27 protein-coding genes are annotated in these 25,162 nt (G+C 74.1%); 14 read left to right on the forward strand and 13 right to left on the reverse strand.

What is annotated here, in order from left to right; translation table 11 throughout:
- Nucleotides 1-63 precede the first annotated feature (63 nt).
- From ACQPXD_RS06075 to ACQPXD_RS06110, 8 genes are all read left to right on the forward strand, one after another.
- On the forward strand, nucleotides 64-981 hold the full coding sequence (locus ACQPXD_RS06075) for a MurR/RpiR family transcriptional regulator (protein ID WP_432835653.1): 918 nt from the start codon (nucleotides 64-66) through the stop codon (nucleotides 979-981).
- Nucleotides 982-983: 2 nt separating this feature from the next.
- Complete coding sequence (locus ACQPXD_RS06080; protein WP_432843666.1) at nucleotides 984-1,730, forward strand: sugar isomerase domain-containing protein; 747 nt, start codon at nucleotides 984-986, stop codon at nucleotides 1,728-1,730.
- 12 nt (nucleotides 1,731-1,742) lie between these two features.
- Nucleotides 1,743-3,122: an N-acetylglucosamine/diacetylchitobiose ABC transporter substrate-binding protein gene (gene ngcE, locus ACQPXD_RS06085; RefSeq protein WP_432835655.1), complete on the forward strand. Its 1,380-nt coding sequence runs from the start codon at nucleotides 1,743-1,745 to the stop codon at nucleotides 3,120-3,122.
- On the forward strand, nucleotides 3,122-4,030 hold the full coding sequence (locus ACQPXD_RS06090) for a carbohydrate ABC transporter permease (RefSeq protein ID WP_432835657.1): 909 nt from the start codon (nucleotides 3,122-3,124) through the stop codon (nucleotides 4,028-4,030). Before ngcE ends, ACQPXD_RS06090 begins: the two co-directional genes overlap by 1 nt.
- Nucleotides 4,031-4,053: 23 nt before the next feature.
- Entirely contained in the window at nucleotides 4,054-4,842 is a 789-nt protein-coding gene (locus tag ACQPXD_RS06095) for a carbohydrate ABC transporter permease (RefSeq protein WP_432843668.1), read from the forward strand.
- Between the two features lie 35 nt (nucleotides 4,843-4,877).
- Complete coding sequence (locus tag ACQPXD_RS06100) at nucleotides 4,878-6,101, forward strand: glycosyl hydrolase (protein ID WP_432835659.1); 1,224 nt, start codon at nucleotides 4,878-4,880, stop codon at nucleotides 6,099-6,101.
- 102 nt (nucleotides 6,102-6,203) lie between these two features.
- Complete coding sequence (locus ACQPXD_RS06105) at nucleotides 6,204-7,370, forward strand: sensor histidine kinase (protein WP_432835661.1); 1,167 nt, start codon at nucleotides 6,204-6,206, stop codon at nucleotides 7,368-7,370.
- On the forward strand, nucleotides 7,367-8,038 hold the full coding sequence (locus ACQPXD_RS06110; protein ID WP_432835663.1) for a response regulator: 672 nt from the start codon (nucleotides 7,367-7,369) through the stop codon (nucleotides 8,036-8,038). The genes ACQPXD_RS06105 and ACQPXD_RS06110 overlap by 4 nt, the downstream gene beginning before the upstream one ends.
- 84 nt (nucleotides 8,039-8,122) lie before the next feature.
- Here ACQPXD_RS06110 and ACQPXD_RS06115 read toward each other — a convergent pair whose 3' ends face one another.
- Nucleotides 8,123-8,773 carry an LPXTG cell wall anchor domain-containing protein gene (locus ACQPXD_RS06115; protein WP_432835665.1) on the reverse strand — a complete coding sequence of 217 codons (651 nt, stop codon included), beginning with the start codon at nucleotides 8,771-8,773 and terminating at the stop codon, nucleotides 8,123-8,125.
- Nucleotides 8,774-8,974: 201 nt separating this feature from the next.
- Here ACQPXD_RS06115 and ACQPXD_RS06120 point away from each other — a divergent pair, with 201 nt between their 5' ends.
- A complete protein-coding gene (locus ACQPXD_RS06120) occupies nucleotides 8,975-10,843 on the forward strand; it encodes a helicase-associated domain-containing protein (RefSeq protein ID WP_432835667.1) in 1,869 nt (622 codons plus the stop codon).
- Nucleotides 10,844-10,845: 2 nt separating this feature from the next.
- Here ACQPXD_RS06120 and ACQPXD_RS06125 read toward each other — a convergent pair whose 3' ends face one another.
- The 3 genes from ACQPXD_RS06125 to surE form a co-directional block, all read right to left on the reverse strand.
- Nucleotides 10,846-12,090 (reverse strand): globin domain-containing protein, encoded by a 1,245-nt coding sequence (locus ACQPXD_RS06125; protein ID WP_432835668.1) that lies wholly within the window; start codon nucleotides 12,088-12,090, stop codon nucleotides 10,846-10,848.
- A gap of 97 nt (nucleotides 12,091-12,187) precedes the next feature.
- The gene (locus ACQPXD_RS06130) at nucleotides 12,188-13,522 is read right to left on the reverse strand and encodes an aminotransferase class I/II-fold pyridoxal phosphate-dependent enzyme (protein ID WP_432835670.1); all 1,335 of its coding nucleotides are present in this window, start codon (nucleotides 13,520-13,522) and stop codon (nucleotides 12,188-12,190) included.
- A gap of 305 nt (nucleotides 13,523-13,827) precedes the next feature.
- Nucleotides 13,828-14,616: a 5'/3'-nucleotidase SurE gene (gene surE / locus ACQPXD_RS06135; protein WP_432835672.1), complete on the reverse strand. Its 789-nt coding sequence runs from the start codon at nucleotides 14,614-14,616 to the stop codon at nucleotides 13,828-13,830.
- A gap of 24 nt (nucleotides 14,617-14,640) precedes the next feature.
- On the opposite strand from surE, the gene ACQPXD_RS06140 reads away from it, so the two are divergent.
- On the forward strand, nucleotides 14,641-14,943 hold the full coding sequence (locus ACQPXD_RS06140; RefSeq protein WP_432835674.1) for an MTH1187 family thiamine-binding protein: 303 nt from the start codon (nucleotides 14,641-14,643) through the stop codon (nucleotides 14,941-14,943).
- On the opposite strand, the gene ACQPXD_RS06145 is transcribed toward ACQPXD_RS06140, so the two are convergent.
- Complete coding sequence (locus ACQPXD_RS06145) at nucleotides 14,940-15,446, reverse strand: PadR family transcriptional regulator (RefSeq protein ID WP_432835676.1); 507 nt, start codon at nucleotides 15,444-15,446, stop codon at nucleotides 14,940-14,942. The two genes, ACQPXD_RS06140 and ACQPXD_RS06145, sit on opposite strands and share 4 nt — an antisense overlap.
- Before the next feature lie 61 nt (nucleotides 15,447-15,507).
- Between ACQPXD_RS06145 and ACQPXD_RS06150 the strand changes: the two genes are divergently transcribed.
- From ACQPXD_RS06150 to ACQPXD_RS06160, 3 genes are all read left to right on the forward strand, one after another.
- Nucleotides 15,508-16,473, forward strand: a complete 966-nt coding sequence (locus tag ACQPXD_RS06150; RefSeq protein WP_432835678.1) for a hypothetical protein — start codon at nucleotides 15,508-15,510, stop codon at nucleotides 16,471-16,473.
- 7 nt (nucleotides 16,474-16,480) lie between these two features.
- On the forward strand, nucleotides 16,481-17,302 hold the full coding sequence (locus ACQPXD_RS06155; RefSeq protein WP_432835680.1) for an alpha/beta hydrolase family protein: 822 nt from the start codon (nucleotides 16,481-16,483) through the stop codon (nucleotides 17,300-17,302).
- A 121-nt stretch (nucleotides 17,303-17,423) separates the two neighbouring features.
- On the forward strand, nucleotides 17,424-18,041 hold the full coding sequence (locus ACQPXD_RS06160; RefSeq protein ID WP_432835682.1) for a DUF4232 domain-containing protein: 618 nt from the start codon (nucleotides 17,424-17,426) through the stop codon (nucleotides 18,039-18,041).
- 6 nt (nucleotides 18,042-18,047) lie between these two features.
- Here the strand turns inward: ACQPXD_RS06160 and ACQPXD_RS06165 are convergent, their stop codons facing one another.
- The 7 genes from ACQPXD_RS06165 to ACQPXD_RS06195 form a co-directional block, all read right to left on the reverse strand.
- Complete coding sequence (locus ACQPXD_RS06165) at nucleotides 18,048-18,707, reverse strand: response regulator (protein ID WP_432835684.1); 660 nt, start codon at nucleotides 18,705-18,707, stop codon at nucleotides 18,048-18,050.
- Nucleotides 18,704-19,858: a sensor histidine kinase gene (locus ACQPXD_RS06170; protein ID WP_432843670.1), complete on the reverse strand. Its 1,155-nt coding sequence runs from the start codon at nucleotides 19,856-19,858 to the stop codon at nucleotides 18,704-18,706. Before ACQPXD_RS06170 ends, ACQPXD_RS06165 begins: the two co-directional genes overlap by 4 nt.
- Nucleotides 19,858-20,694 carry a lysostaphin resistance A-like protein gene (locus ACQPXD_RS06175; protein WP_432835686.1) on the reverse strand — a complete coding sequence of 279 codons (837 nt, stop codon included), beginning with the start codon at nucleotides 20,692-20,694 and terminating at the stop codon, nucleotides 19,858-19,860. The genes ACQPXD_RS06170 and ACQPXD_RS06175 overlap by 1 nt, the downstream gene beginning before the upstream one ends.
- Nucleotides 20,695-20,823: 129 nt before the next feature.
- On the reverse strand, nucleotides 20,824-21,675 hold the full coding sequence (locus ACQPXD_RS06180) for a LysR family transcriptional regulator (RefSeq protein ID WP_432835688.1): 852 nt from the start codon (nucleotides 21,673-21,675) through the stop codon (nucleotides 20,824-20,826).
- 40 nt (nucleotides 21,676-21,715) lie between these two features.
- Nucleotides 21,716-22,543 carry a DUF72 domain-containing protein gene (locus ACQPXD_RS06185; protein ID WP_432843672.1) on the reverse strand — a complete coding sequence of 276 codons (828 nt, stop codon included), beginning with the start codon at nucleotides 22,541-22,543 and terminating at the stop codon, nucleotides 21,716-21,718.
- Nucleotides 22,544-22,577: 34 nt separating this feature from the next.
- Nucleotides 22,578-23,180, reverse strand: a complete 603-nt coding sequence (locus tag ACQPXD_RS06190) for a copper resistance CopC family protein (RefSeq protein WP_432835690.1) — start codon at nucleotides 23,178-23,180, stop codon at nucleotides 22,578-22,580.
- A gap of 81 nt (nucleotides 23,181-23,261) precedes the next feature.
- On the reverse strand, nucleotides 23,262-23,834 hold the full coding sequence (locus ACQPXD_RS06195; protein ID WP_432835692.1) for a helix-turn-helix domain-containing protein: 573 nt from the start codon (nucleotides 23,832-23,834) through the stop codon (nucleotides 23,262-23,264).
- 632 nt (nucleotides 23,835-24,466) lie between these two features.
- On the opposite strand from ACQPXD_RS06195, the gene ACQPXD_RS06200 reads away from it, so the two are divergent.
- A complete protein-coding gene (locus ACQPXD_RS06200; protein ID WP_432835694.1) occupies nucleotides 24,467-24,763 on the forward strand; it encodes a hypothetical protein in 297 nt (98 codons plus the stop codon).
- Nucleotides 24,764-24,769: 6 nt separating this feature from the next.
- On the opposite strand, the gene ACQPXD_RS06205 is transcribed toward ACQPXD_RS06200, so the two are convergent.
- Nucleotides 24,770-25,105 (reverse strand): YciI family protein, encoded by a 336-nt coding sequence (locus ACQPXD_RS06205; RefSeq protein ID WP_432835696.1) that lies wholly within the window; start codon nucleotides 25,103-25,105, stop codon nucleotides 24,770-24,772.
- Between the last annotated feature and the right edge of the window lie 57 nt (nucleotides 25,106-25,162).

The raw sequence follows: 25,162 nt of genomic DNA on the forward strand, positions 1-25,162 counted from the left end.
CTAGAAGTTGAAGTGGTCGTAATTTTCATCGCCAAGGCAGAACGATGAAAAGGATGACCGACTGTGACGGGTGAGAGCGGCGGGCTGCTCGGGCGGCTGCGCATCGAGGGGCCGACGATGCCCGAGGCGCTGGCGAAGATCGCCGAGACGATCCTCGGTGATCCGGAGACCGCGGCGCACGCCAGCATCGTCGACCTCGCCGAGCGCTCCGGCACGTCGACCGCGACGGTCACCCGGTTCAGCCGGACGCTGGGCTTCAAGGGCTACGCCAACCTGCGGGTGGCCATCGCGACCGAGACCGGCCGGGCCGAGCAGGCCCGGTGGGAGACCGACATCAGCGGCGACATCGCGCCGGACGACCCGCTCACCGACGTGCTCGGGGTGGTCACGGCGGCGGACACCCGGGCCATCCAGGCGACCGCGGCCGGGCTCGACGTGGCGGCGGTCGAGCGGGTCGCCGCGGCGATCGCCGGCGCCGGGCGGGTCGAGATCTTCGGGCTGGGCTCCAGCGGCACCGCCGGTCGGGAGATGGCGTTCCGGCTCGAGCGGATTCGCATCCCGGTGTGGTACCGCTCGGACAGCCACACCGCGCTGACCAACGCCGCCCTGCTGGGGCCCGGCGACGTCGCGATCGGCCTGTCGCACTCCGGACGCACCCGCGAGGTGCTGGAGACCATGGCGGAGGCGGCCGACCACGGCGCGATGACGGTGGCGGTGACGTCGTTCGGGCGCTCGCCGCTGGCCGAGGTGGCCGACGTCGTGTTCACCACCTCGGTCCACGAGACCACCTTCCGGGTCGCGGCCCTCTCCGCGCTGCACTCCCAGCTGCTGGTCCTGGACCTCATCTACGTGGCGGTGGCCCAGCGCACCTACGAGCGCACCGCCGAGGCCCTCGAGCTCACGGTGCGCGCCGTCGACGCGCACCGGGTGCCCGACACGACGAACAACCGCAAGCGATCACGGAGGGACAAAGCGCTGTGACCATCAGAAGTGCCGACTACGTCGAGGCGATCCGCGCCGCCATCGAGCGGGTCGGCACCACCCAGGGCGACAAGGTGGCGCACGCCGCCGACCTGATGACCGCGACCATCCAGGCGGGCGGGGTGATCCAGGCGTTCGGCTGCGGGCACTCCGAGGCGCTCGCCATGGAGATCGCGGGCCGGGCCGGCGGGCTGGTGCCGACCAACCGCATCGCGCTGCGCGACATCGTGCTCTACGGCGGGGACCCGGTCAGCGCGCTGGCCGACCCGGAGCTCGAGCGCACGCCCAGCGTCGCGCACCGCCTCTACGACCTCGCCCACGTCAAGCCCGACGACACGTTCGTCATCGCCTCCAACTCCGGCGTCAACGGCGCCGTGGTGGAGATGGCGGCGCTGGTCAAGCAGCGCGGGCACGCGCTCATCGCGATCACGTCGCTGGCGCACTCGGCGCGGGTGGAGTCGCGGCACGCGAGCGGGCGGAAGCTCGGCGACCTCGCCGACGTGGTCCTCGACAACGGGGCGCCGTACGGCGACGCCTCGCTGCCGCTGCCCGGGGGCGGCGCCGTCGGGGCGGTCTCCTCGATCACCGCGGCGCTGCTGGCGCAGCAGATCGTCACCGAGGTGGTGGCGCGGCTGCTGGCGCTCGGCATCGCGCCGCCGGTCTACCTGTCCGACAACGTGCCTGGCGGGCGGGAGCACAACGCAGCACTCGAGGCGCGCTACGCCGGGCGCATCCGGCGTACCGCATAAAGGGAGAGAGATATGAAGAGGCGCGCGATTATCGCGACCCTCGCCGCCACGCCGCTGCTGAGCGCGTGCGTGACCAGCGGCGGCAGCGACGACACGCCGGCGGCGAACACCGCGGCGAAGAGCGCGGACAACCCGCTCGGCGTCAAGGACGACGCCCCGCTCGAGGTCGTCGTCTTCAAGGGCGGCTACGGCGACGACTACGCCAAGAGCGCCGAGGACGTCTACAAGTCCCGGCACCCGAAGGCGACCGTCGACCACAAGGGCATCCAGAAGGTCGGCGAGGCGTTACAGCCACGGTTCGTGGCCAACACGCCGCCCGACGTCGTGGACAACACCGGCGCCGGCCGGCTCGACATCGCCACCCTGGTCGGCGCCAAGCAGCTGACCGACCTCGCCGAGCTGCTCGACGCGCCCTCGTTCGACGACCCGAAGACGAAGGTGCGTGACACGCTGCTGCCGGGCGTGGTCGAGGACGGCACGTTCGATCAGCACGTGCTGGCGCTGAACTTCACCTACACGGTGTGGGGGATCTGGTATTCCAAGCCGCTGTTCGCGAGCAAGGGCTGGGCGTATCCGAAGACCTGGGACGAGATGCTCGCGCTGTGCGCCACCATCAAGGCGGCGGGCGTGGCGCCGTGGACCTACCAGGGCAAGTATCCGGAGTACATCAACGACCCGCTGCTGAGCATGGCGGCCAAGACCGGCGGCCTCGACCTCGTCAAGGCCGTGGACAACCTCGAGCCCAACGCGTGGAAGGCCGAGGGGCTCAAGAGTGCCGCCGAGGCGTTCGCCGAGCTGGCCGCCAAGGGCTACATCATGAGCGGGTCCGAGGCGCTGTCGCACACCGAGGCGCAGGCCGCCTGGTGCCAGGGCAAGGCCGCGTTCATCCCGTGCGGCTCGTGGCTGGAGAGCGAGCAGAAGGACGTCGCGCCCAAGGGTTTCGACATGGTGATGGGCGCGGTGCCGCCGCGGACCGGCTCCGACAAGCTGGGCGCGGCCGCGGTGCAGGCGGCCTCGTCGGAGTCCTTCCTGGTGCCGGCGAAGGCGAAGAACCCCGCCGGTGGCATGGAGTACCTGCGGATCCTGTTCTCCAAGCAGTCGGCGAAGGCCTTCGCGCAGAGCGCGGCCACGCTGCCGGCCGTGGCCGGGGCCACCGACGGGCTGACCCTGTCCAGCGGGCTGGGCTCGACCCGTGACGCGATCACCGCGGCCGGCAAGGACGCGTTCACCTACCGCTTCCGCACCTGGTACGCGCCGCTGGCCAAGGCCCTCGACGACGCCACCGGCGAGCTGGTCAACGGGCGCGCCAAGCCCGCGGAGTGGGCCGATCGCGTGCAGAAGGCCGCCGACGCGCTCGCGAAGGACTCCAGCGTCACGAAGTACCACCGATAATGAAACACGGGCGGCTCGTGTTCCTGTCCGGTGCGCTCGTGCCGGCGCTCGTGCTGCACGCCGTCTTCGTGCTGTCGCCGTATGCGCAGGCGTTCTACCTCTCGCTCACCGACTGGAAAGGCGTGGCCGGCGAGGCGCACTTCGTCGGGGCGGGCAACTATGCCCGCCTCGGCGGCGACTCCCTCTTCCTCGACGCGGTGCGCAACAACGCCGTCATGTTGGCGGTGGTACCCCTGGCCACGATCGCCCTGGGCCTGTTCCTGGCGAGCATGCTGCACCTCGGCGGCCGCGACGGGCGCCGGGGCATCGCGGGCTCGCAGGTCTACCAGATCGTGTACTTCTTCCCGCAGCTGCTGTCGCTGGTCATCATCGCGGTGCTCTGGCAGTTCGTCTACAACCCGAACACCGGCCTGCTCAACGGGGTGCTGCGCGGCGTCGGGCTGGACCGGCTGGCGCGCAGCTGGCTGGCCGAGCCGTCCCTGGCCCTGCCGGCGGTGATGGCCGTGCTGGTCTGGTCGGCCGTCGGGTTCTACATGGTGCTGTTCAGCGCGGCGATCGAATCGATACCGCGGGAGCTGTTCGAGGCGGCGCTGCTGGACGGCGCGAGCGGCTGGGCGACGTTCCGCAACGTGACGCTGCCGCTGGTGCGCGACACCGTGCAGGTGGCCTTCGTCTACCTGAGCATCACGGCGCTGGACGGGTTCGCGGTCGTGCAGGTCATGACCGTCGGGCCGGGCGGGCCGGACGGGGCGACCGAGGTGATCGGGCTGTCGCTGTACCGCAACGCCTTCACCTACGGCCGGTTCGGCTACGCCTCGGCGATGGGGGTCGCGCTGTTCTTCGCGACGCTGACGCTGGCCGTGCTCGCGCTGCGGGCGGGGCGCTCCGACAGGGTCGAACTCGCGTGAGACGCGTGCTGCCGCATGCGGCGATGCTGTGCTGGGGCGCGGTCACCGCGCTGCCGCTGCTGTGGGCGGTGCTCAGCTCGTTCAAGACCGACCAGCAGATCCTCACCGATCCCTGGTCGCTGCCGACGACGCCGCACTTCGACAACTGGTCGCGGGCCTGGGGCCAGGCCGACATCGGCCGGTACCTCCTCAACAGCCTCGTCGTCGTGGGCGGCGCCCTGGCGCTGACCATGCTGCTGGGCTCGCTGGTGGCGTATGCGCTGGCGCGGTACGAATTCCGCGGCAACCGGCTCGTCTACTACGTCTTCGTCGCGGCCATGTTCTTCCCGGTGTTCCTGGCCCTGGTTCCGCTGTTCTTCGTCGTGCGGCAGCTGCACCTGCTCGGCACCTACCAGGGCCTGATTCTCGTCTACGCCGCCTACGCGGTGCCGTTCGCCGTGTTCTTCCTGCACTCGTTCTTCCGCACGCTGCCCGGCGAGGTGGCCGAGGCCGCGTTCCTGGACGGCTGCTCGCACGCGGGGGTGTTCTTCCGCGTCATGCTGCCGATGTCCCGGCCGGGCCTGGTCGCCGTCGGCATCTTCAATTTCCTCGGGCTGTGGAACCAGTACCTCCTCCCGCTGGTCCTCAATCCCGACCCGGACCGGTACGTCCTGGCGCAGGGCCTGGCCTCCCTGTCGGTCAGCCAGGGGTATCGCAGCGACTGGAGCGGACTGTTCGCCGGCCTCACGATCGCCATGCTGCCGGTGCTCATCGCCTACGTCGCGTTCCAACGCCACATCCGAGCCGGTATGACCGCCGGCGCGGTCAAGTAAGTCCCTCCATCCCCTTGCACAGGAGGACTCCGCTCATGTCAATCGGCAAACGTCGATCAATTGCGATCGCCTCGGGCATCGCGTTGGCCGGCGCCGTCGGTGCGGTCGCGGTCACCGCGGCCACCGTCGGGACGGCCAGTGCCGCGGCGAACAACTGCGGCTACCTGTTCGACGACTTCAACTACAGCTCGTCCGCGGACTCGACGCTGACCGCGCACGGCTGGGTGCCGCGCACCTACTCCGGCGGCCCGGGCGTACCCGGCGCCACCTGGTCGGCCAACAGCATCTCCTTCCCGACCAACGGCGGTCAGAAGGTCATGCAGCTGACCGCGTCCACGGACGGCACCGGCGGGGGAACCAACCAGGCGGAGCTCTACACGAGCCAGAAGCGGTACTTCGAAGGCACCTACGCCAGCCGGGTCCGCTTCACCGACACGCCGACCGGCGGCAGCGACGGCGACCACATCAACGAGACGTTCTTCACGATCAGCCCGCTCAACGGCGACCTCGATCCCACCTACAGCGAGCTGGACATCTCGGAGTACCTGCCCAACGGCGGGTGGGGCGAGACGGGCCCGATCAACTACCAGACCACCTGGTACACCTACCGCAACGACCCGTGGTACGCCGACAACGTCCACTCGGAGGAGCGGCAGAGCTACGACGGCTGGCACGACCTCGTCGTGCAGGTCTCCGGCGGGCACGTCATCTACTTCATCGACGGCGTCCAGGTGGGCGACCACTCCGGCAAGTTCTACCCGCGCCAGACGATGACCATCAACTGGAACCTGTGGTTCATCGACACGGCGGCGCACAGCGGCGGCCTGAGCACCTACATCGAGCAGGTCGACTGGGTGCTGTACGCCAAGAACCAGGTCCTGACCCCGAGCCAGGCGTCGGCCCAGGCGGCCACCTACCGCGGCGCGGGCAACGCGTTCACCGACACGGTGGACTCCTCCGGCCCGTGCGTGACCCCGTCCGGCTCGCCGACGCCGTCGGCCTCGGCGTCGCGGTCGTCGTCCCCGTCGCCGTCGCCCACCCCGTCGACCCCGCCGGCCACGAACTGCGCGTCCGCGCCGGAGTGGTCGATCAGCGCGGTCTACCTGGCGGGCCAGACGGCCAAGCACGAGAAGAGCGCCGCCGGCGACCCCAACGGCCCGCCCTCGGGTCAGGGCAAGCACCTGTGGCGCGCCAAGTGGTGGACCCAGGGCTCCGAGCCCGGCTGGACCGCCAACTGGGAAGACCTCGGCCACTGCTGAGCCTCCCACCGACCAGAAGGGGCCGGTCGCCCGAACCGGCCCCTTCGCGGTGTGGTGCGGACATTTGCGAGTAGCTCGGGCGAGGGACATAGACTCGGGCCCATGCCGACGACCCGGGCCGCCGACCGGTTGCGGACGCTCGACGCCGACGTGTGGGATCCGTGGATCGCCGCCGCGTTCACCGGGCTGGCGTTCGTGCCGGTGCTGGCGAACATGAGCGCGCAGTTCGGCGACCTGCCCCGCCGCCCGGCCGACTGGTTCGCGCTCGTCCTCGTGCTGGCCCAGACGCTGCCGCTGGCCGTGCGCCACCGGTGGCCGGCCGCGTGCCTGGCGGTGGTCGGGGCCGGGTTCGCGATCCACGAGGCGCTCGCCTATCCGCCGCAGTTCTCCAGCGTGACGGTGTACCTCGCGCTGTACTCCGCCGGCGCCCACCAGGAGCGGTTCCGCCGCGGCACGGCGGTCGTCGCGTCGGCCGGGTATGTGACCCTCTCGACCGTCGTGCACGTGCTCGGCTCACCCGACCGGCTCGCCGACTTCCTGGTCTTCTACCTGCTGCTGGCCGTGTGCTGGGCGCTCGGCGCCTTCGTCCGGCAGCGGCGGGCCGTCGAGGCCGACCGCCGGCGGCTGGCGGCGGCCGCCGCGACCGCCGCCGAGCGGGCCCGCATCGCGCGGGAGCTGCACGACGTGGTGACCCACCACGTGACCGCGATCGTCGTGCAGGCCGACGCCACGCAGTTCCTCGCCGAGTCCCCGGACCGCGTGGTCAAGGCCCTCACGACGATCGGCGGGACCGGCCGGCGGGCGCTGGCCGAGCTGCGGTACCTGCTCGACGTGCTGGAGGCGACCGGCGAATCGGCCACGCCGCGCACGGCGGCCGAGGAGTCGGTGCGGGACCTGGTGGAACAGACCCGCCTCGGCGGGCAGCCCGTCGAGCTGGCCGAGGAGGGCGAGCCGCCCGCGCTCCCCGTCGCCGTGCGGCTGGCGGTGTACCGGGTGGTGCAGGAGGGCCTGACCAACGCGGTCAAGTACGCGGCGGGGCAGCCGACCGTGGTCCGCGTCGCCTACCTCGACGGCCGCGTCGAGGCCGAGGTGACCAACGCCGCCGCGCCGGTGCCGCTCACCGTGGGCGCCCGCCGCGACCTCTCCGGCGGGCGCGGCCTGACCGGGCTGCGCGACCGGGTCGGGACCCTCGGCGGCGAGCTGACCGCCGGGGAGCGGCCGGACGGCGGGTTCCGGCTGCGCGCGGTCATTCCCGTGGGGGACGCGTGACCCTCCGCCTGCTCATCTGCGAGGACCAGGAGCTGGTCCGGACCGGCTACGTCACCGTCTTCGACGCCCAGCCGGACATCACCGTCGTCGGCGAGGCCGCCGACGGCCCGGCCGCCGTCGACGCCGCGGCGCGCCTGAAGCCGGACGTCGTCGTCATGGACATCCACATGCCGCTGCTGGACGGCATCGAGGTCACCCGGCGCATCGCCGGCCCCGGCGTGCCCGACGCGCCGAAGGTCCTCGTCGTGACCACGTTCAACGTCGACGAGTACGTCTACGCGGCGCTGCGCGCCGGGGCCAGCGGCTTCCTGCTCAAGGACGCGCCGCTGGCCGAGCTCGTCAACGGGGTGCGCACGATCATGCGGGGCGAGTCCCTGCTGTCGCCCGCCGTGACGCGTACCCTCATCGGCCGCTACGCCGACCGCATCCGCCCGGCCGCCGTCGCGCGCGCCGACGACCCGCTCGACGCCCTGGCCCGCCGCGAGCGCGAGGTGCTGGCACTGATGGCCCGCGGCCTGTCCAACGCCGAGATCGCCGCGGAGATGGTGATCAGCCTGGAGACGGTGAAGACCTATGTCTCCCGCATCCTGGCCAAGCTCAACGTGCGCGACCGCGTCCAGGCCGTCGTGCTCGCCTACCGCACGGGCCTGGTCGCCCCCGACACCTAGTCAGCGCCACGGCCTGCTGGAACAGGCGCGGCGCCGGCCGGCGGGCTGAACCCGTCGGCCGGCGCCGCGAACAGCGGGCCCGGCCTACTCGGCGGTGAACGTCACCTTGCGCCGGCGGCGCAGGGTGACGACGAGCGCGGCGCCGCCGACGACCAGCGCGGCGCCCGTGCCGACCAGCGGCATCGTGTTGGACGAGCCGGTGACCGGCAGGCTCGGCGGCGCGGACCGGGACGCTTCGGGCGTGCGCGGCGGGGCCGTGGTCGCGGGCGGCGTCGTGGCCGGCGGCCTGGTCGTCGGCGGGGCCGTGGTGGGCGGCGGCGGGGTCTTGCAGTCGCCGGTCAGCGTCACCTTGGTGCTGGTGAACGGCAGCGGCCCGTTCTGCGGCCAGTTGCCGTTGCGGTCCCTCCACTGCCCGCCGCCGGTGATCACGACCTCCGCCTTGGTCGTGCCCGTGAACTCGGTGATGACCTTCGCCGACCCGTGCGGGCCCAGGTCGATGTCGGCGAGTTTGGTGTCGCCCGGCTTCTGGACGACATTGCTGATGTGTACGGGAGTGCCGAAGTCGTTGGTGACCGTCCAGGTGATTTTGTACGTACCGTCATCGTCACAACTCGCGGCGCCCGACGCGAGCACCGTGTGCGCGCTCGCCGGTGAAGCGAAGAGGGTCGATAGGCCGACGGCGGCCGCGGCGGCAAATGTGCCGACGACCACCCTCCTGAACAGCGTGTTTCTCACGTCGTCTCCTACGGGGTGGAACTTAGCGACGACACAAGATAGTGCGCGGCCGTAGGCGCGCAACACCCATTGGGGCATAGAAATTTGCTAAAACTCAGAAATGTCGGAATCGCCTAAGAAAACGTTAATGATCCATCGCTCAGCGTAATTGAGGCGTCACCGGAGCCCTGCGTCGCCGCTGGCCGGAGTACCCTCGCGCCGGTGGAGACCCCACAGATCCTCCAGGCCGCCTCGCTGCTGACCCTGCCGCAACTGCAGGTCGCCGAGGTCCTGTCGCTGCGCGCGGCCGGCACCCGGCGGCGGGATCTGGCGCGGGCGCTGGGCGTCGCCGAGGACGACCGGCGGCTCGCCGCGGCGCTCGACGCCCTGCGCGAGGCCGGGCTCGCCTGGCCGGACGAGGCCGAGCCGGACTGGATCCGCACCGTCGCGCTCCACCAGGTGCTGGCCAACGGCTACGGATTCGGCCGCGCCGCCGAGCACGAGCTGAACTACCTGCAGGTGGAGCAGTTACAGCGGATCGCCTACGAGCTGGGCGCCCCCGTGGCCCGCGACCACGGGCGGCTGGTGGCGGCGATCAGCGCCGCCCTGGCCGACTCCGACCTGGTGCGCGAGCAGTTCCGGGCCGCGCCGCGGGTGGCCCAGGACATCCTGCTCGACCTGGCCACCGGCGAGCCGTACCATTCCGACCCGCACGCGATGATGGCGCTGCGCAACGGCCGCCGGGCCTCGCCGCTGCGCTGGGCGGTCGACCACGGGCTGCTCATCTTCAACGCCTACTACGGCGCGGCCATCTCGATGCCCAGCGAGGTCGGCGTCGCGCTGCGGCCGGAGTTCCGCGCCGGCTTCGACCCGGTCCCGCCCGCGCCGCCCTCGGCCACGGTCAGCGCCGAGATGGTCGACCGCGAGGGCGCGGCCGCCGCCCGGTCGGCGCTGGCGGCCGTGACCATGCTGCTGGAGGAGTGCGGGCGTATCCCGGTGCCGATCCTCAAGGCCGGCGGCATCGGGCTGCGCGAGGTCCGCAAGCTGGCCCGGCTGCTCGGCACCGACGAGGAAGGCATCCGCTTCTGGCTCACCGTCGCCGGCATGAACGGCCTGATCGGCATCGCCGGCGACAAGGTGGCGCCGTCGGCCGAGTTCGACAGCTGGCTCAAGCTGGAGCCGGCCGACCAGTTCGGCTGGCTGCTGGACGGCTGGTTCCAGATGCCGGCCGCGCCCCTGCTGCTGGACGGCCGCCCGGCCCTGGTCGGCAGCGAGCACGACGGCACCAGCGCGCTGCTGCGGGTGACGCTGACCGCGGTCCTGGCCTCGCTGCGCACCGGCCGTGGCGCGGCCGGCATCGAAGGCCTGGCCGCGATGCTGGCCTACCTGCGCCCGCTCGTGGCCGGGGACGCCGAAGAGGTGGTACCCATGGCGGAGGCGCTCTGGCGGGAGTACGAACTCATGGGCGTCGGCGCCCATCACGCGCCCACGGCCCTGTGCCACGCGCTGGCCACGGGCGACCGCGACCGGCTCGCCGCCGCCCTGCGCGCCTTCCTGCCGGCCGCCGAGGAGTCGGTGGTGCTGCAGAGCGACCTCACCGCGGTCGCCACCGGAACCCCGTCCGCCGCGCTCAGCACCCTGCTCGACCTGACCGCCGACCGCGAGTCCCGCGGCGGCGCCTACACCTGGCGCTTCACCCCGGCCTCGGTCCGCCGCGCCTTCGACGCCGGCTCCACCGCCGACGAGCTGCTGGCGAGCATCCGCGCCGCGGCCACCGGCGGCCGGGTGCCGCAGCCGCTGGAGTACCTCATCACCGACCTGGGCCGCAGGCACGGCAACGTGCGGGTCCGCACGGTCGGCTGCGTGCTGCGCGGCGACGACGAGGCCCTCCTCGGCGAGCTGCGCGCGGTGAAGAGCCTGGCCCGGCTGGAGCTGACCGAGCTCGCCCCGACCGTGCTGTCCAGCGCCCTGCCCCCGGCCGAGACCCTCGCCGCCCTGCGCGCCGCCGGCTACGTCCCGGCCGCGGAGAACCCCGACGGCACCATCGCCTTCGAGCGCCCCACCCGCCACCGCGCCGAGCCGCCCGCCTAGACCTACTCGGGGTCGAACTGGACGTGGCCGGCCGGGATGCCCAGGTCCGGCAGCAGTCGGTTGAGGGCGGCGACCATGGCGGGCGGGCCGGCCAGGACCGCGTGATGGCCGGGCCACGGGCCGTGGCGGGCGACGACCTCCGGCAGCGTACCCTCGTCGAACGGGTAGGCCGGCCCGGCCGCCACCGCCGGCACGACCGACAGCCACGGCGCCGCGCGGGCGGCCGCGGTGAGCGAGTCCAGGTCGTAGAGGTCGGCGCCGGTGCGCGCGCCGGCGAAGAGCACGGTCCGCGGCGGCGCGGCCTCGCGGGCCAGCGCGCCGAGCAGCGCCCGGATGGGGGCGAGGCCGGTGCCGCCCGCGACCAGCAGCACCCCGGCGGCCCCGGTCAGCGGCCCGGTGCTCAGCCGGCCGCGGGCCGGGCCGACGCGTAACCGGTCGCCGGGGCCGGTGCGCTCGACCAGGACGTCACTGAGGCCGCCGACGCCCCGCGCCCGCACGTGGAACTCGAGCAGGCCGTCGCCGGTGGGCGGGGTGGCCATCGAGTAGCACCGCCAGGCGCGCGGCAGTAGCGGGGACTCCAAGGTGGCGTGCTGCCCCGCCCGGTAGCGGTAGGCCCGGGCGGTGCGCACGCGGAGGACCGCGAGATCGGGGCGGCGGCGTTCATGGCTGACGACCTCGCCGGTGTGGTACGGCGGGTCGGTGGTGAACTCCTCGGCGGCCTCGATCATGAGGCGGGCGGTGAACCAGTACAGGCGCAGCCAGGCCTCGTGGTACGCGTCGCGCCAGTGCTCGCCGCCGGCCGTGCGCAGCGCCTCGGCCAGCGCGTCGGCGAAGACCGCGTAGTGCTGCGGCAGCACGCCGAGCTTGCGATGGTCCCGGCCGAGCTCGGCGACGGCGGGCACGACGTCGCCCGGCGCGTCCAGCGCGTCGATGAGGGCGAGGAAGCACGCGGTGAGCCGGTCGCGCTGGACGTGGATGGAGCCGGGGAACATGCCGCGCATGTGCGGGCGGTCTCGGAAGAGCGCGCCGTACATGAACAGCAGCGCGTCGGGCAGCGGATCGAGGCAGGCCAGGCTCTCCCGCAGCAGCCGCTGATCGTCCTGCCGCTGCGGCCAGGACTCGACGGTCGGCGCGCCGGCCACGACGGTGGAGCCGCCGGTCTGCCCGTTGAGGTACCGGCGCAGCCGCATGCCGTGGTGCAGCCCGAGCAGCGCATGGTAGTCCCCGCCGGGGAGTCCGGAAGCCATGATCGCGACCGTAACCGCGCCGCCCGGACGGCCAGCAGGTCCCGAAGGCGTGAGATCAAAGGACCTTCGGCACTGGTGAGGCGCGGGCGCGACGGCGTCAGGCGGCCGGGGCGGGGAGGATGCCGCGCGCGGCGTGGGCGGCGGCGTCGGCCAGGGCCGGGATCGCGGGCAGGTCCAGGGCCGAGACCGTGATGCGCACGGCCGGCGGGGTGGCGATGCGGTACAGCGCGCCCGGCGCCACCGCGTACCCCGCCTCGCGCAGCCGGGCGACCGCGGTGGTCTCGTTCGGCACGCCGAGCCAGACGTTGAGGCCGGTGCGGCCGGTGACCGTCAGGCCGCGCTCGCGCAGCGCGGCCAGCAGGGTCGTGCGGCGGGCCTCGTACCCGGCGCGGGCGGCGGCCAGTGCGGCGGCTGTCGCCGGGTCCGCCCACAGGGCCGTGACCAGCCGCTGCAGGACGGTCGACACCCAGCCGGTGCCGAGGCGCTGGCGGCCGGTGAGCCGGGCGATGCTGGTGGCGTCGCCGGCGACCACGGCCAGGCGCAGGTCCGGGCCGTAGGGCTTGCTCACCGAGCGGACGAAGCCCCACGCCCGGGTGGCGCCCGCGAGCGGGTGCAGCGGCTCGACGGACAGCTCGGCGGCGTGGTCGTCCTCGATGACCAGGACGTCCGGGTGGGCGGCCAGGACCGCGCGGAGGTCGGCGGCCCGCGGGCCGGTGACGCTCGCGCCGGTCGGGTTGTGGGCCCGGCTGGTGACGACCGCCGCCCGGGCCCCGCCGCGCAGCGCGTCGGTCAGGCGCTGCGGGTCGGGCCCGGACTCGTCGACCGGCACCGGGACCGGCCGCAGGCCCAGGGCGGCGACCAGGTCGAGCAGGTTGGCCCAGCCCGGGTCCTCCACCGCGACCCGGTCGCCGGGCAGCAGGTGGGCGTTGAGCAACCGCTCGACGGCGTCCAGCGCGCCGCCCACGACCGCCAGCTCGGCCCCGTCGACACCGTCGCGCTCCAGGGCGGCGCGGGCGGCGGCCCGCAGCGGCGGATGGCCGGCGCCGGAGGCGTAGCCGGTCGGGGCGGGCTCGGCCGCGAGCGCGGCCAGGGCCGGGCCGAGGTCGGGCAGCAGGCGCGGGTCGGGGCCGCCGGAGGCCAGGTCCAGGACGCCCTCGGGGACCTCCAGACGGAAGGCGCCGCGGGCCGGGGCGACCGCCGGGCGCGGCCGGACCCGGGTGCCGTTGCGGCCGGCCGACTCGGCGATCCCGCGCTGGCGCAGGGCCTGGTAGGCGGCGGCGACCGTGGCCGGGCTGACCCCCAGCTGCGCGGCCGCCGCCCGGATCGGCGGCAGCGCGGCGCCGGTGGGCAGCGCGCCCGAGCGCACGCCGGCCTCCACGGCGGCGGATATCTCGCTGGCGGTGCGTCCGGCCAGCGCAAACCCAGCGGTCACTCCCCGACCCTACTGTCACGCTTTTCACCGCTCGCGCCTTCGCGGGGCTTCAAGTCTCCGCGATCATGCAAAAGGCGCCCGGTGCACCTCGGTTTTTTCGTGATCACGGAGTGAACATGTACCTATTGGTACCGTATGTCTCCGTGATCATGAGAAACCCGCCGTTCGGGGCCGGTCGCGTGCGTGATCGCGGAGTGTTTGTGCCGGGCAAAGCAGGCACAACGGGCATAAGCGATAAATGCGAAATGTCGGATAAATCCGGACGCGGAGCGTCTGGATTTATCCGAGTACGCCGCGGGGCAGGGTCAGGATTCCGGGGGCTGGAGGGTCGTGTTCTCGGCGGGTGGGTGCAGGGGAGTCAGGGTGGCGTAGCCGTCGGCCAGCAGGGCCAGGTCGGTGCCCGGGGTGCGGGCGTCCGGGCTCTCCTCGACCGCGATCCGGGCGTAGTCGTGGCCGAGCTCGGCCACCGCCATCTGGACCTGCCCGAACGCGGCCAGGGTGGCCCGGCGTACCCCGCGGACCTCGGCGAGCGGCCGGTCCGGCACGTTGAGGTTGAGGACCGTGCCGGGCGGCGCCGACGACAGCCAGGGCAGCAGGCCCACCGCGAGCGTGGCGGCGGTCGGCCAGTGCCGGACCTCGCCCTCGGTCTGGCGGAAGGCGGCCAGGCCCGAGCCGAAGGCGATCAGCGCCGTCAGCACGTCCAGGGAGACGGCCAGGGCGCGCAGGCCCTCGTTCGACGCGGTCAGGGCGGCGCCGACGGTGCCCGAGTGCAGGACCGCGTGGCCCGCGTTGGCGCCGCGGTTGATGCCCGACAGCAGGATGTCCGGGGCCGGGCCGAAGACGCCCAGCGCGGCCAGCGCGGCGATGTATGCGGGGGACGCCGCCACCGAATAGGCCGGCAGGCCGTCGAACTCGACGCGGTCCAGGATCAGGCGGCCCTGGTCGGTGATGGCGCTCAGCGCGGCGCCGGAGCCGCTCGCCTCGCGGTGCGGGGCGGCGACCACCACGTCGTGGCCGGCGGCGCTCGCGGCGACGGCTAAGGCGCGGAGGCCGGGGGCGGTGATGCCGTCGTCGTTCGTGATCAACAGTCGCACGACCACGAGACTAACGTCAGTGGCATGTCTGTACTTGTTGCGTTCTCCGTCACACCGCTCGGGACCGGCGCGGACGTCGGGGCCCTCGTCGCCGAGGCGGTGCGGGTCGTGCGGGCGTCCGGGCTGCCCAACCGTACCGAGGCGATGTTCACCACGGTCGAGGGCGAGACGTGGGAGGAGGTCATGGCCGTGGTGCAGGCGGCCGTGTCGGTGGTCCAGGCCAAGAGCCCGCGCACCAGTACCGTGATCAAGGTCGACTGGCGCGACGGACCGGTCGGCCGGCTCGACGCCAAGGTCGCCTCGGTCGAGCGGTACTTGGAAAGCTAAAGGCTGTCGAGGAAGCGCAGGGCGGCGCGGGCGTTCTCGTGCCGCCACGCGGCCAGGATCGCGGCGAAGCCCTCGGCCCGGTCGCGGCGGCGGGCCAGGGCCGGCTCCAGCGGGGCCAGCGTCTCGCGCTGCGCGGCCACCAGCGCGTCCAGCGGGCGGCCGCGGCGGGTCAGCAGGGCCAGCTTCACCAGGAACTCCGAGCGCAGGTCCCGCACGTGCGCCACCGGCCGGGCCAGCCACTCGGCCACCGCCGCCGCGCCCGCCGGGGTGACGCTCAGCACCGAGCGCTGCGGCCCGCGGTGGCCCGCCTGCGTCCCGGCGATCACGAGCAGGCCGGCGGCGGTGAGGCGGTCGGCGGCGCGGTAGACGATCGGGCGCGGCACCTGCCAGACCCGGCCCACGTCGCCGTCCTCGGCGGTCAGCGCCGCGATCGCGAAGCCGTGCGCGGGCGCCTCGTCGACGAGCGCGAGCACGATCCACTCGGGCAGCGACAGCGACGGCACACTCGCGAGCCTATGCCCTCCCCAGGTAGTCTCATTGTGACTACCCGGGCAGGGGGTGCGGATGACACAGCCGGTGGGGCGGCTGGCCGACGGCACGCCGCACTACGCCCCGATCGGGGTCCTGCTCGCCGACGGCGACCGGGTCTGCTGTCACCTGTGCGGGCGGTGGTTCCTGTCGGTGGCGAGCCACTTGCGGTACCACGGCTGGACCAAACCCGCCTATGTCGAGGCCTTCGGCCTGGAGCTCGGCAACCCGCTCAGCGGCACCGCCACCCGCAAGCGCCGCGCCGCCGCGCTCACCGCGCGCCACGCCGAGCCGGCCATCCGGCTCGCCCGGCTCGCGGCGCGGGACCGCTCCGGCAGCGGGGCGCTGACCGCGGCCGCCGCGCGTGCCGCCCGGGGCCGCCCGCACCCGGCCGAGCGCCGGGCCAAGACGCTCGCCGCGCTGGCCGGCGTCGACCCGGCCGCCCGCGCCGAGGGCAGCCGGCGCCGCGGCGAGCGCCACCGCGCCCGCGTCGCGGCCGAGGTCGCCGCGCGGTTCGGGTTCGCGACGTTCGACGAGTATCTCGCCGCCCGCGTCCGGGCGGGGCTGAGCATGGCGGCGATCAGCCGGGAGGCCGGGCTGCACAAGGACTGGGTGAGCCGGCACGCGCCCACGCCGGACCGGCCGGCGCCGGGCGAGGCGCGGCTCGGCCCGGTCGCGCGGGCGCTCGGCCACGCCGGCACCGCGGGCTACCTGCGCGCCGCGCACCTGGAGCAGCACCGCTCGGTCGCGGCGATCGCGCTGGAGGCCGGGGTGTCGCGCTGGACGGTGCTGGCCGCGCTGCGCCACCACGGCATCGAGCCGGTCGCCCACGCCGCCAAGCGCCACCGCGCGCAGGACCGCGGCGACCGCGCCGCGCGGGCGCTTGGCTACGCCTCGATCGGCGCGTTCGTGGCCGCCCGGCGCGCCGAGGGGGCGTCGTGGAGCGCCCTGGCCGCCGAGTCGGGCATCGCCCCGACCAGCCTGCGCCGGCTGCTGCGATGATCTGGGCGTGACCGACCGCTGGCTGCTCGACCCCGACCCCGCGCTCCTCCCGCCGGCCCGCACGCCCGAGGTGCGCTTCGCCAGCGGCGGCGTGCCGCTGCTCGGCGTGCTGCACGTGCCCGCCGGCCCCGGCCCGCACCCGATCGCGGTGCTGCTGCACGGCTTCCCGGGCAACGAGCGCAACTTCGACCTGGCCCAGGCCCTGCGCCGGGCCGGCTACGCCGCGCTGGTGTTCCACTACCGCGGCTCGTGGGGCGTCGGCGGCACCTATTCCTTCGCCAACGTCCTGGCCGACGCCGCCCGCGCGGTCCCGGCCGTGCGCGAACTCGCCGCGGAGCACGCCCTCGACCCCGAGCGCGTGGCGCTGGTCGGCCACAGCCTGGGCGGGTTCGCCGCCCTGCGGACCGCCGCGCACGACCCGTCGGTGCGCGCGGTGACCGCGATCGCGGCGTTCGACTTCGGCGCCGTTTCCCAAGCCCCGGATGTGGTACTCCGGGAAGCCCACGACATGTTCGGCTCCGACCTGCTGCCCCTGCGCGGTACCGACGGCGACGCCCTCTTCGCGGAGATGCTGGCCGCCGGCGCGGCCTGGCGACTGGCCGGCCTCGCGCCGGCGCTGGCCGGCCGGGCGGTCCAGGTCCTGGCCGCCTCCCACGACACCGCCGCACCGCCCGCGCTGCACCACGAGCCGGTCATCGCGGCGTACACCGCGGAACCGATCCACCGCCTCGAACACGCCACGTTCCCGACCGACCACGTCTTCTCCGACCACCGCCAGGCCCTCGCCCGCGCGGTCGTAACCTTCCTGGACCGGCACCTCGGCGCATAGCGGGCCGCCCCCACCGGACGAGACGACTGCCGTGTTCGTTGTGTGGGTAACCGAAAGGTGTCCGCCGCGCCGGTGAGTCGTAGCACGCGTCCGAGAACCATCGACGCAGGGAGAAACTCCGATGAAGTACCGCATCGCCGTCCTGGCGCTCGCGCCGCTGCTGCTGCTCGCCGCGGGCTGCGGGCCGGGGCAGGGGATCGCCGGGCCGTCGTCCGCGCCCCCGGTCGAGATGTCGTCCGCGCCGCCGGTCGTCGTCTCCAGCGCCCCGCCGGGCTCCGCCGAGCCGACCGGCGCCCAGCCGGCGTCCGACCGGTGCCACACCGGCGAGCTGAAGGTGACCGCGCGCGACGCGCCGGGCGGCGGGGCGGCCGGGAGCCTGTACTCCTGGCTGGTCTTCACCAACGTGTCCGGCCGTACCTGCTCGCTGTACGGCTACCCGGGCGTCTCGTGGCTGGACGGGCCGTCCGGCCAGCAGGTCAACGACCCCTTCCAGCGCACGAGCGACGTGACGCCGGCCAAGGTCGTGCTGGCGCCGCAGGCGGCCGCGCACGCGCTGCTGCGGCAGGGGCAGCCGGACCTGTTCGAGCCCGACTGCCACGCGGTGGACGTGGCCGGCTTCCGGGTGTACCCGCCGGACGAGACCGGCGCGGTGTTCGTGCCGTGGAAGGCGCGCGCCTGCGGGGCCAAGGGCGTCGACCTGGGCGACGTCGCGCCGATCGTGGCCGGCCTCAGCGAGTGACGGGCCTCAGGTGACCAGGCCGCGGCGGTAGGCGTAGACCACCGCCTGCACCCGGTCGCGCAGGCCGAGCTTGGTGAGGATGCGCGACACGTAGGTCTTGACGGTCTCCTGGCTGATCACCAGCGTCGCGGCGATCTCGCTGTTGGACAGGCCGTTGGCGATGAGGCGCAGCACCTCCAGCTCGCGCGGGGTCAGCGGCACGTCGTCCGGCCCGCCGCCGACGGGCCGGATCCGCGCCGCGTAACGGCCCACGAGCTGGCGGGTCACCTCGGGGGCCAGCAGGGCCGCGCCGGTGGCCACCGTGCGGATGCCGTGCAGCAGCTGGGCCGGCGGCGCGTCCTTGAGCAGGAAGCCGCTGGCGCCGGCGCGCAGCGCCTCGTAGACGTACTCGTCGAGATTGAACGTCGTCACGACGAGCACCTTGACGGGCTCGGCCACGCCGGCGCCGGCGAGCAGGCGGGTCGCCCCGATGCCGTCGAGGACCGGCATCCGCACGTCCATCACCACCACGTCCGGGCGCAGCCGGCCGGCGAGGTCGACCGCGGCCCGCCCGTCCCCGCACTCGCCGACCACCTCGAGGTCGGGCTGCGCGTCGATGATGGTCGCGAACCCGGTGCGGATCAGCGCCTGGTCGTCACAGACCAGGACCCGGATGGCGTCGCTCACGCGGCGCTCCCCGAAGGGATGCGGGCCCGCACCGCGAAGCCGCCGCCCGGCTCCCGGCCGGCGCTGAAGTCGCCGCCGAGCACGCCGACCCGTTCGCGCAGCCCGGTGAGGCCCCGCCCGCTCCCGCCGGGCGATCCCGCGGCCGAGCCCGAGCCGTCGTTGCTGACCTCCACGGTGATCTCCCTCGGGCCGTGGTGCACGTGGACCACGGTGCGGCTGCCGTGGGCATACTTCAGGGCGTTGGTCAGGGCCTCCTGCACGACCCGGTAGGCCGCGACCTCGGCGCTGCCGGTCGCGCGCGGCGCGGCGCCCTCCTCGGTGAACTCTACCGGCTGGCCGGCCCGCCGGGTCTGCTCGACCAGGTCGTTCAGCGCGCCGACGGACGGCGTCACCGGCCGTCCGGTGCCGTGGTCGGGGTTGAGCAGGTCGAGCAGGTGCCGCAGGTCGGCGATGGCCAGCCGGCCGGTGTCGGTGACGGCGCTCAGCGCCTCGTCGAGGCGCTGCGGTGCGGCGGTGAGGTAGCGCGCCGCCTCGGCCTGCACGACCATCGCCGTCACGTGGTGGGTCACGACGTCGTGCAGTTCCCGGGCGATGCGGGTCCGTTCGGCGGTACGGGTGGCCTCCGCGACGTGGAGGCGGCGCTCCGCCTCGGCGGCCCGGGTCTGGCGCAGCCACGCCCCGATGCCCCAGGCGAGGACCAGCGCCAGGTAGAACGTCACGAACCCGGACAGGCCCTCGGTCAGTCCCTGCCGGTCCAGCGCGAACGCCAGCGGCACGTAGGCGGCGGAGGCGACGAGCATGGTCACCCGCCGGTACCGCTCCAGATGGGCGCCCGCGCTCAGCAGCGCGATCGGCAGCGCCGTGCCCGCGACCATGTGGTAGCCGCGGAGCTGGTCGACGGCGAAACCGGCCGACACCAGGGCCAGGCAGGCGGCCGGCCAGCGCCGGCGCCCGGCGAGCGGCAGGCACTCCAGGGCGGCCACCAGCAACGCCAGCGCGTCGTAGGGGCGGGCCGGCTGGTCGCCCAGCCGCGTGCCGTAGCCCTGCAGCGCGGGCACCAGCGACGCGAGGCCGAGCAGCAGCGCGAACGGAAGATCCCGGACCGTGACGTCGAAGCGACGCCACCGGTCCGGGATCCGCTGCGGGTCCATCACCGGGCGAGCGTATCGGCCGAACCGGCCACGGCGGCGCGCCGGCGGCGGGGCACCAGGCGGCCGCGCCGGTGGGCCAGCACCAGAAACACGGTCGCGGTCAGCACGCCGGCCAGCACCGAGTACAGGCTCGCCTCCGGGCCGAAGTCGCCGCCGCCGAGCAGGGTCGGGCCGGACATCGCGCCGTCCAGCAGGCCCTGCGACCCGTCCTTGCCGGAGACCACGGTGCCGAAGATGCCGGCCTCGGCGAAGTTCCAGCCGAAGTGCAGCCCGATCGGCACCCACAGGCTGCGGGTGGCGGCGTACGCGGCGGCGAGCATCCCGCCCGCCTCGACCGCGATGGCGATCGCGCCCCACAGGCTGGCGTGCTCGTTGAGCAGGTGCGACAGCCCGAACAGCAGGCCGGTCAGGGCCAGCGCCCACCACGTGCCGATGCGCTCCTCGACGATGCGGAACAGCACGCCGCGGAAGATGAGCTCCTCGGTCACGGCGGCGGCGACCATGAAGCCGAGCGTCCCTACCGTGGCCACCGCCGAACCCCAGCCGACCACCCGGTAGCCGCCGAGCATCGCGATGTTCGCGATGACCGCCGCGAACAGCCCCACGCCGAGCAGCACGCCCCGCGCGGTCGCGGCGACGGCGCCGGCCCGGGCCACCTCCGTGACCGGGCGGCGCTCGGTGCGCCGCACCACCCAGGCGTACGTGAGCACACACAGCACGGCCGTCGCGACGCCCAGGATCAGCGTGAGCCACGCGTTGCCTCCCACCGCGCCGACCGCCAGGCTGCCGGCGAAGGCGACCACCGCAACGGCCCCGAACTGCTTCAACAGTCGCATGACGACTCCCTGTCCGTGTCCCGCGGCCGGTGCGCCGCGGCTATGTCGAACGGTATGGATTCGACGGCCCGGAATCGTCACCGCGCGGTGGACACCTGCCCGTAGCTCGCACGGGGGACAGGCGGTCGATCAGCCTCGGTAGAGCGCCGCGGCGAGCCGGGCGAAGGAGTGGACCAGCGGGCCCGCGGCGGCCGTGTTCCAGGCGACCACCAGCCGGCTGGGTGGCATTTCCGGCAGGGGTACGGCCACCAGCCCGGCCGGCAGCGCGTGCCCGAGCGGCGTCAGGCCCACCGTGCCGGTCCACAGCACCGCCTGCCGGCACTCGTGGGCGGTGCGGACCACCGGGCCGTCGCCGTCCGGGGTGGCCCGCCAGTAGGCGCTCCAGAGCGGGTCCGTGCCGTCCGGGAAGCGGAACCAGCGGCGGCCGGCGAGGTCGGCCAGGCGCAGCTCGGGGGCGGACGCGAGGGGGTCGTCGGCGCGCAGGACCACGCCGACCGGGTCGGCCCGCAGCGGTACCGTCGCGATGCCCGTGTCGTCGAACGGCGCCCGGGTCAGGGCCACGTCGGCCAGGCCGGTGCGCAGCCCCGTGGTGGGGTCGGCGAAGTCGGCCTCGCGGATGTGGACGTCGACGCCCGGGTGGCGGTCGCGGAAGCCGGCGGCCAGCCGGGTGCCGGTCTGGTCGGCGGCGTCGCCCAGGGTGCCGATCGTCAGCGTGGCCGGGCCCGACGCGGCGGAGACCCGGGCCCGCAGCCGGTCGGCCTGCGCCAGCAGGGTGCGCGCCTCGGCCAGCAGCGCCGCGCCGGCCGGCGTGAGCTCGACGCCCGACGGCGAGCGGTGCAGCAGCACCGCGCCGAGATCCGTCTCCAGCCCCTTGACCGCACGGCTGAGCGGCGGCTGGGTCATGTGCAGCCGCGCCGCGGCCCGCCCGAAGTGCAGCTCCTCGGCGACGGCCACGAAGTAGCGCAGCGTCCGCAGGTCCATCACCAGGCACGATACCCGGCCACCGGCGCCGTGGCCCGGCTCAGAACAGGGTCAGCGGCTCCACCGGTGCCGGCTCGGGCAGCGGCTCCAGCCGCGGCACCCGCGCCCGCACCTCGTCGTGGAACCGCCGCGCGAGCAGCGGCGCGTCGGCGTTGTCCGGGGTGTGGATGAACACGGTCGGCGAGCGCCCCTCCCGCAGCCACCCCTCGACGACGCCGGCCCAGTGCTCCCACCCGCGGACGGTCTCCTCGACGTCGTCCCGCCCGAGGTACCGCACGATCGGCCGGTCCGTCAACGCCACCGACCGCCGCGGCGTGCGCGGCTTCTTCGCCCACGCGTCGCGCTCGGCCTCGCTGGCCGGCGGCCGCTCGAAGAACGCCGTGGTGTCGAACGGCACCCACTCCGCCCCCGCGGCCGCGAGCACGCCCTCGAGCTGCCGCGTGGCCGCCGGATCGGCGAAGAACGCCGGATGTCGTACCTCCACGGCGTACCGGTGCGCGGGCGGCATCCGCCGCAGGAAGCGGGCCAGCGCGTCGACCTCGCCCGGCCCGAACGACCCCGGCAGCTGCACCCACAGCGCGTGCGCCCGCGGCCCGAGCGGCTCGACCGCGTCGAGAAAGGCCCGCACGTCCGCCGCCACGTCCACGAACCGCCGCTCGTGCGTGATCCGCTTCGGCAGCTTGACGACGATCCGGAAGTCCTCCCCGGTCTGCTCGGCCCACGACGCGACGGTCTCGCGCGCCGGCGTCGCGTAGAACGTGGTGTTGCCCTCGACGGCGTTGCACAGCGCGGCATACGCCCGCAGCCGCTCCCCGGCCGGCAGCGGATGCGCGACGAACCGCCCCTGCCACGCCTTGAGCGTCCACATCGCACACCCGACATGCAGCCGCATGGGGCCCACGCTATCCGCGCGCCCTCCGCCGCCGCGACCACACCCAGCCGCCGCCGGCCAGCACCGCGACGACCACGACCGCCGCGAGGATCCACCAGCCGGCCGGGCTCTGCTCGCCGGAGGCGGGCCGGTCGGCGAGCGGCGTCCCGGCGACCGGCCCGGCCGCCGCCGCGCTCGTCGGCGCGGCGGTGACCGGCGCGGCGCTCGTCGGCTCGGGGGACGGCGCGGCGCTGGTCGGCGCCGGCACGGCACTGGTGAACCCGAACGACCCGGAGATCGCGTCACCGTCCGCCGCCGCCGACTTCCAGGCCACCGTGATCGCGCCCGCGGGCAGCGGCTTGACCGCCTGCAGCACGTTCTTGTCGACCACCTGGGCGGCGCCGTCGCTGTAGTTCGTGCCGTCCGGTCCGGTGACCGTGATGACGGTCTTGCTCTGCCGTACCATTTCGTCGAACGTCAAGGTGATCGTGGCCACCGGTGTGGTCACCGTCGACCCCTTGGCCGGGTCACTGCGCAGGAGCGTCGCGTGCGCCCAGGCCGGCCCGGCCGGGATGCCGACCGCACCGCCGGCCGCCAGCAATACCGCGAACGCCCCGACCACCAACCGCCGCACCGTACCTCCACGCAGGTGAATACCCAGCCGTCGGTCGTTAGTCGTTCCGGCGGCCAGGAAAGTTCCCGATCCTCGCGCGGGTCATCCGCCGGCCCGCCGAGCCGGCGACGCCGTGAGCCGCGGCGCCGACGATGCCGCGGCCTGCGCGCGATAGTGGGTCGGCGACATGCCGTACGTGCGGCGGAAGAGCCGGCTGAAGTGCTCGGGGTGGGTGAATCCCCACGCCTGGGCGATGAGGCCGACCGGGCGGTTGCGCAGCAGCGGGTTGGTCAGGTCGCGGCGGCAGCGCTCCAGCCGGCGGTGCCTGATCTCCTCGGCGACCGAGTTTCCGCCGTCGCCGAAGACGCGGTACAGCTCGCGGATCGAGATGTTGTGGGCGTCGGCGACGGCATTCGGTGCGAGGGCCGGATCGGCGAGGCGGGTGTCGATGAACGCGTCGATGCGGGTCCGCAGCATCCGCCGCTTGGTCTCGCCCGGCATCGCGTCGGCCGCGCCGAGCAGCTGGGCGACGGTCGCGGCGATCAGGTCCACCAGGCGCCGGCCGAGGAAGCCGGCGTCGGTGGGCTGGAACTGGTCGTGGTGGCGGGCGATGTGCCGGATGTCGTGGGCCAGCAGGGCACCCATCCCGCCGGTGAGCGCAGCGGCCTCCACCACCTCGGGGCGGCACACGTTGCGGGTCTCGCCGATGCCCTCGATGACGGTCCGCAGGGTCTGCCCCTCGCGCAGGTAGACCTTCGGGTCGCGGCCGTCGCCGACGCCGCCCCGGGGTGCCGGTGCAGATCAGGTCCGGCTCGGCCCCGCCGAGCTCGTCGGCGGTGACCAGGCCGGGGCCGACCGGCGTGGTCGCCCGACGGCGCTTTCTTTCCGCGATCATGCCGAGGAGCATCCCGAATGGCGGGATCTCCATGATCGTGGAGCGACGATGTACCAGGAGCGGCACTATCACTCCGCGATCATGAGGATCCCGGCCAGTGGACGTCTCCGGTGCATGATCACGGAAGCAAAACGCCGCACCGGCCGCAGGGGCCACCGGCGCCGGGCGCGGCGGGCGGGGCCGCTGGGGGTCGCGCCGTTCTGGATCGACGGGGTTGAGCCGGCCCCTGGATCCGGCGGCGTGGGAGGGCGCAAGCCGCGGTCGAAGGCGGCCGGCCGCCGCCTTCGACCGGTGCTGCGGGAGCACGACACCCAAGCGCTCACCGACTTGCTGACGGCGACGTCTCGGAACTCCATCGCCCCTTCCGGAACACGAAAGGACCAGGGGTTCCGCGATCGGCGATGATGTCGCCATGACCGACTACAGCGCGCTGCTCGCTCGGATCGCGGCGAGGGCCCTCGAGGACGAGCCGACGATGCCGCTCGCCCACCTGCCCGCTCCGCTGCGAGCAGAGGACATCGAACGTGCCGAGGGACGGCTGGGGTTCGGACTGCATCCGCTGCTGGCCGCGGTCTACCGGGACTACGCAAACGGCGGGTTCGGTCCCGACTATCAGCTGCTCAGCACCGGCTGGTGGGACAAGCTCGAGAACGGCGACGATCCCGACCTGCGGCCCTGGCCCGGCTTCAAGGAGCGGGCGTCCGCCTGACCGGCCTCACGTCACCGCCGCGATGGCCGGGTTCAGCTGATTGATCTTCCACGCGTTGACCGCGACGGTGCGCAGTCCGGCGCGAACGAGCGGGTCGGCCGAAGCGATCGCCTCCGCCTCCTGCGAGGTCGCGGCGCGCAGGATCGCCAGTCCGGCGCCGGTCGGCCGTCCCGCCTGATCGGTCCACGGGCCGGACATGATCAGCTGCCCGTTCGCGAGCAGCTCTTCCTGGTACCGCTGGTGTTCGTGGATGCGCGGGGCGATCTCGGGCCACGGCACGAGGCTGGTGGTCACGACGGCCCAGAGGACGGGCCGGCCGTCGGCCGATGCGCTGCTGGTCATTCGCGTCGAACGCTCCTTGTCGGCCGCGCGGGTGGGACCGTTGTCAGCCCGGTCCCA

Origin of the sequence: Dactylosporangium sp. CA-092794, from assembly GCF_050948465.1 — a bacterium.
GTDB lineage: Bacteria > Actinomycetota > Actinomycetes > Mycobacteriales > Micromonosporaceae > Dactylosporangium.

Coding starts and splice junctions, on each gene's coding strand:
- ngcE (WP_432835655.1), top strand. CDS start 1,743: ATGAAGAGGCGCGCGATTATCGCGACCCTCGCCGCCACGCCGCTGCTG.
- ACQPXD_RS06090 (WP_432835657.1), top strand. CDS start 3,122: ATGAAACACGGGCGGCTCGTGTTCCTGTCCGGTGCGCTCGTGCCGGCG.
- ACQPXD_RS06095 (WP_432843668.1), top strand. CDS start 4,054: ATGCTGTGCTGGGGCGCGGTCACCGCGCTGCCGCTGCTGTGGGCGGTG.
- ACQPXD_RS06100 (WP_432835659.1), top strand. CDS start 4,878: ATGTCAATCGGCAAACGTCGATCAATTGCGATCGCCTCGGGCATCGCG.
- ACQPXD_RS06105 (WP_432835661.1), top strand. CDS start 6,204: ATGCCGACGACCCGGGCCGCCGACCGGTTGCGGACGCTCGACGCCGAC.
- ACQPXD_RS06125 (WP_432835668.1), bottom strand. CDS start 12,090: ATGGCTTCCGGACTCCCCGGCGGGGACTACCATGCGCTGCTCGGGCTG.
- ACQPXD_RS06140 (WP_432835674.1), top strand. CDS start 14,641: ATGTCTGTACTTGTTGCGTTCTCCGTCACACCGCTCGGGACCGGCGCG.
- ACQPXD_RS06150 (WP_432835678.1), top strand. CDS start 15,508: ATGACACAGCCGGTGGGGCGGCTGGCCGACGGCACGCCGCACTACGCC.
- ACQPXD_RS06160 (WP_432835682.1), top strand. CDS start 17,424: ATGAAGTACCGCATCGCCGTCCTGGCGCTCGCGCCGCTGCTGCTGCTC.
- ACQPXD_RS06170 (WP_432843670.1), bottom strand. CDS start 19,858: ATGGACCCGCAGCGGATCCCGGACCGGTGGCGTCGCTTCGACGTCACG.
- ACQPXD_RS06175 (WP_432835686.1), bottom strand. CDS start 20,694: ATGCGACTGTTGAAGCAGTTCGGGGCCGTTGCGGTGGTCGCCTTCGCC.
- ACQPXD_RS06180 (WP_432835688.1), bottom strand. CDS start 21,675: ATGGACCTGCGGACGCTGCGCTACTTCGTGGCCGTCGCCGAGGAGCTG.
- ACQPXD_RS06185 (WP_432843672.1), bottom strand. CDS start 22,543: ATGTGGACGCTCAAGGCGTGGCAGGGGCGGTTCGTCGCGCATCCGCTG.
- ACQPXD_RS06200 (WP_432835694.1), top strand. CDS start 24,467: ATGACCGACTACAGCGCGCTGCTCGCTCGGATCGCGGCGAGGGCCCTC.
- ACQPXD_RS06205 (WP_432835696.1), bottom strand. CDS start 25,105: ATGACCAGCAGCGCATCGGCCGACGGCCGGCCCGTCCTCTGGGCCGTC.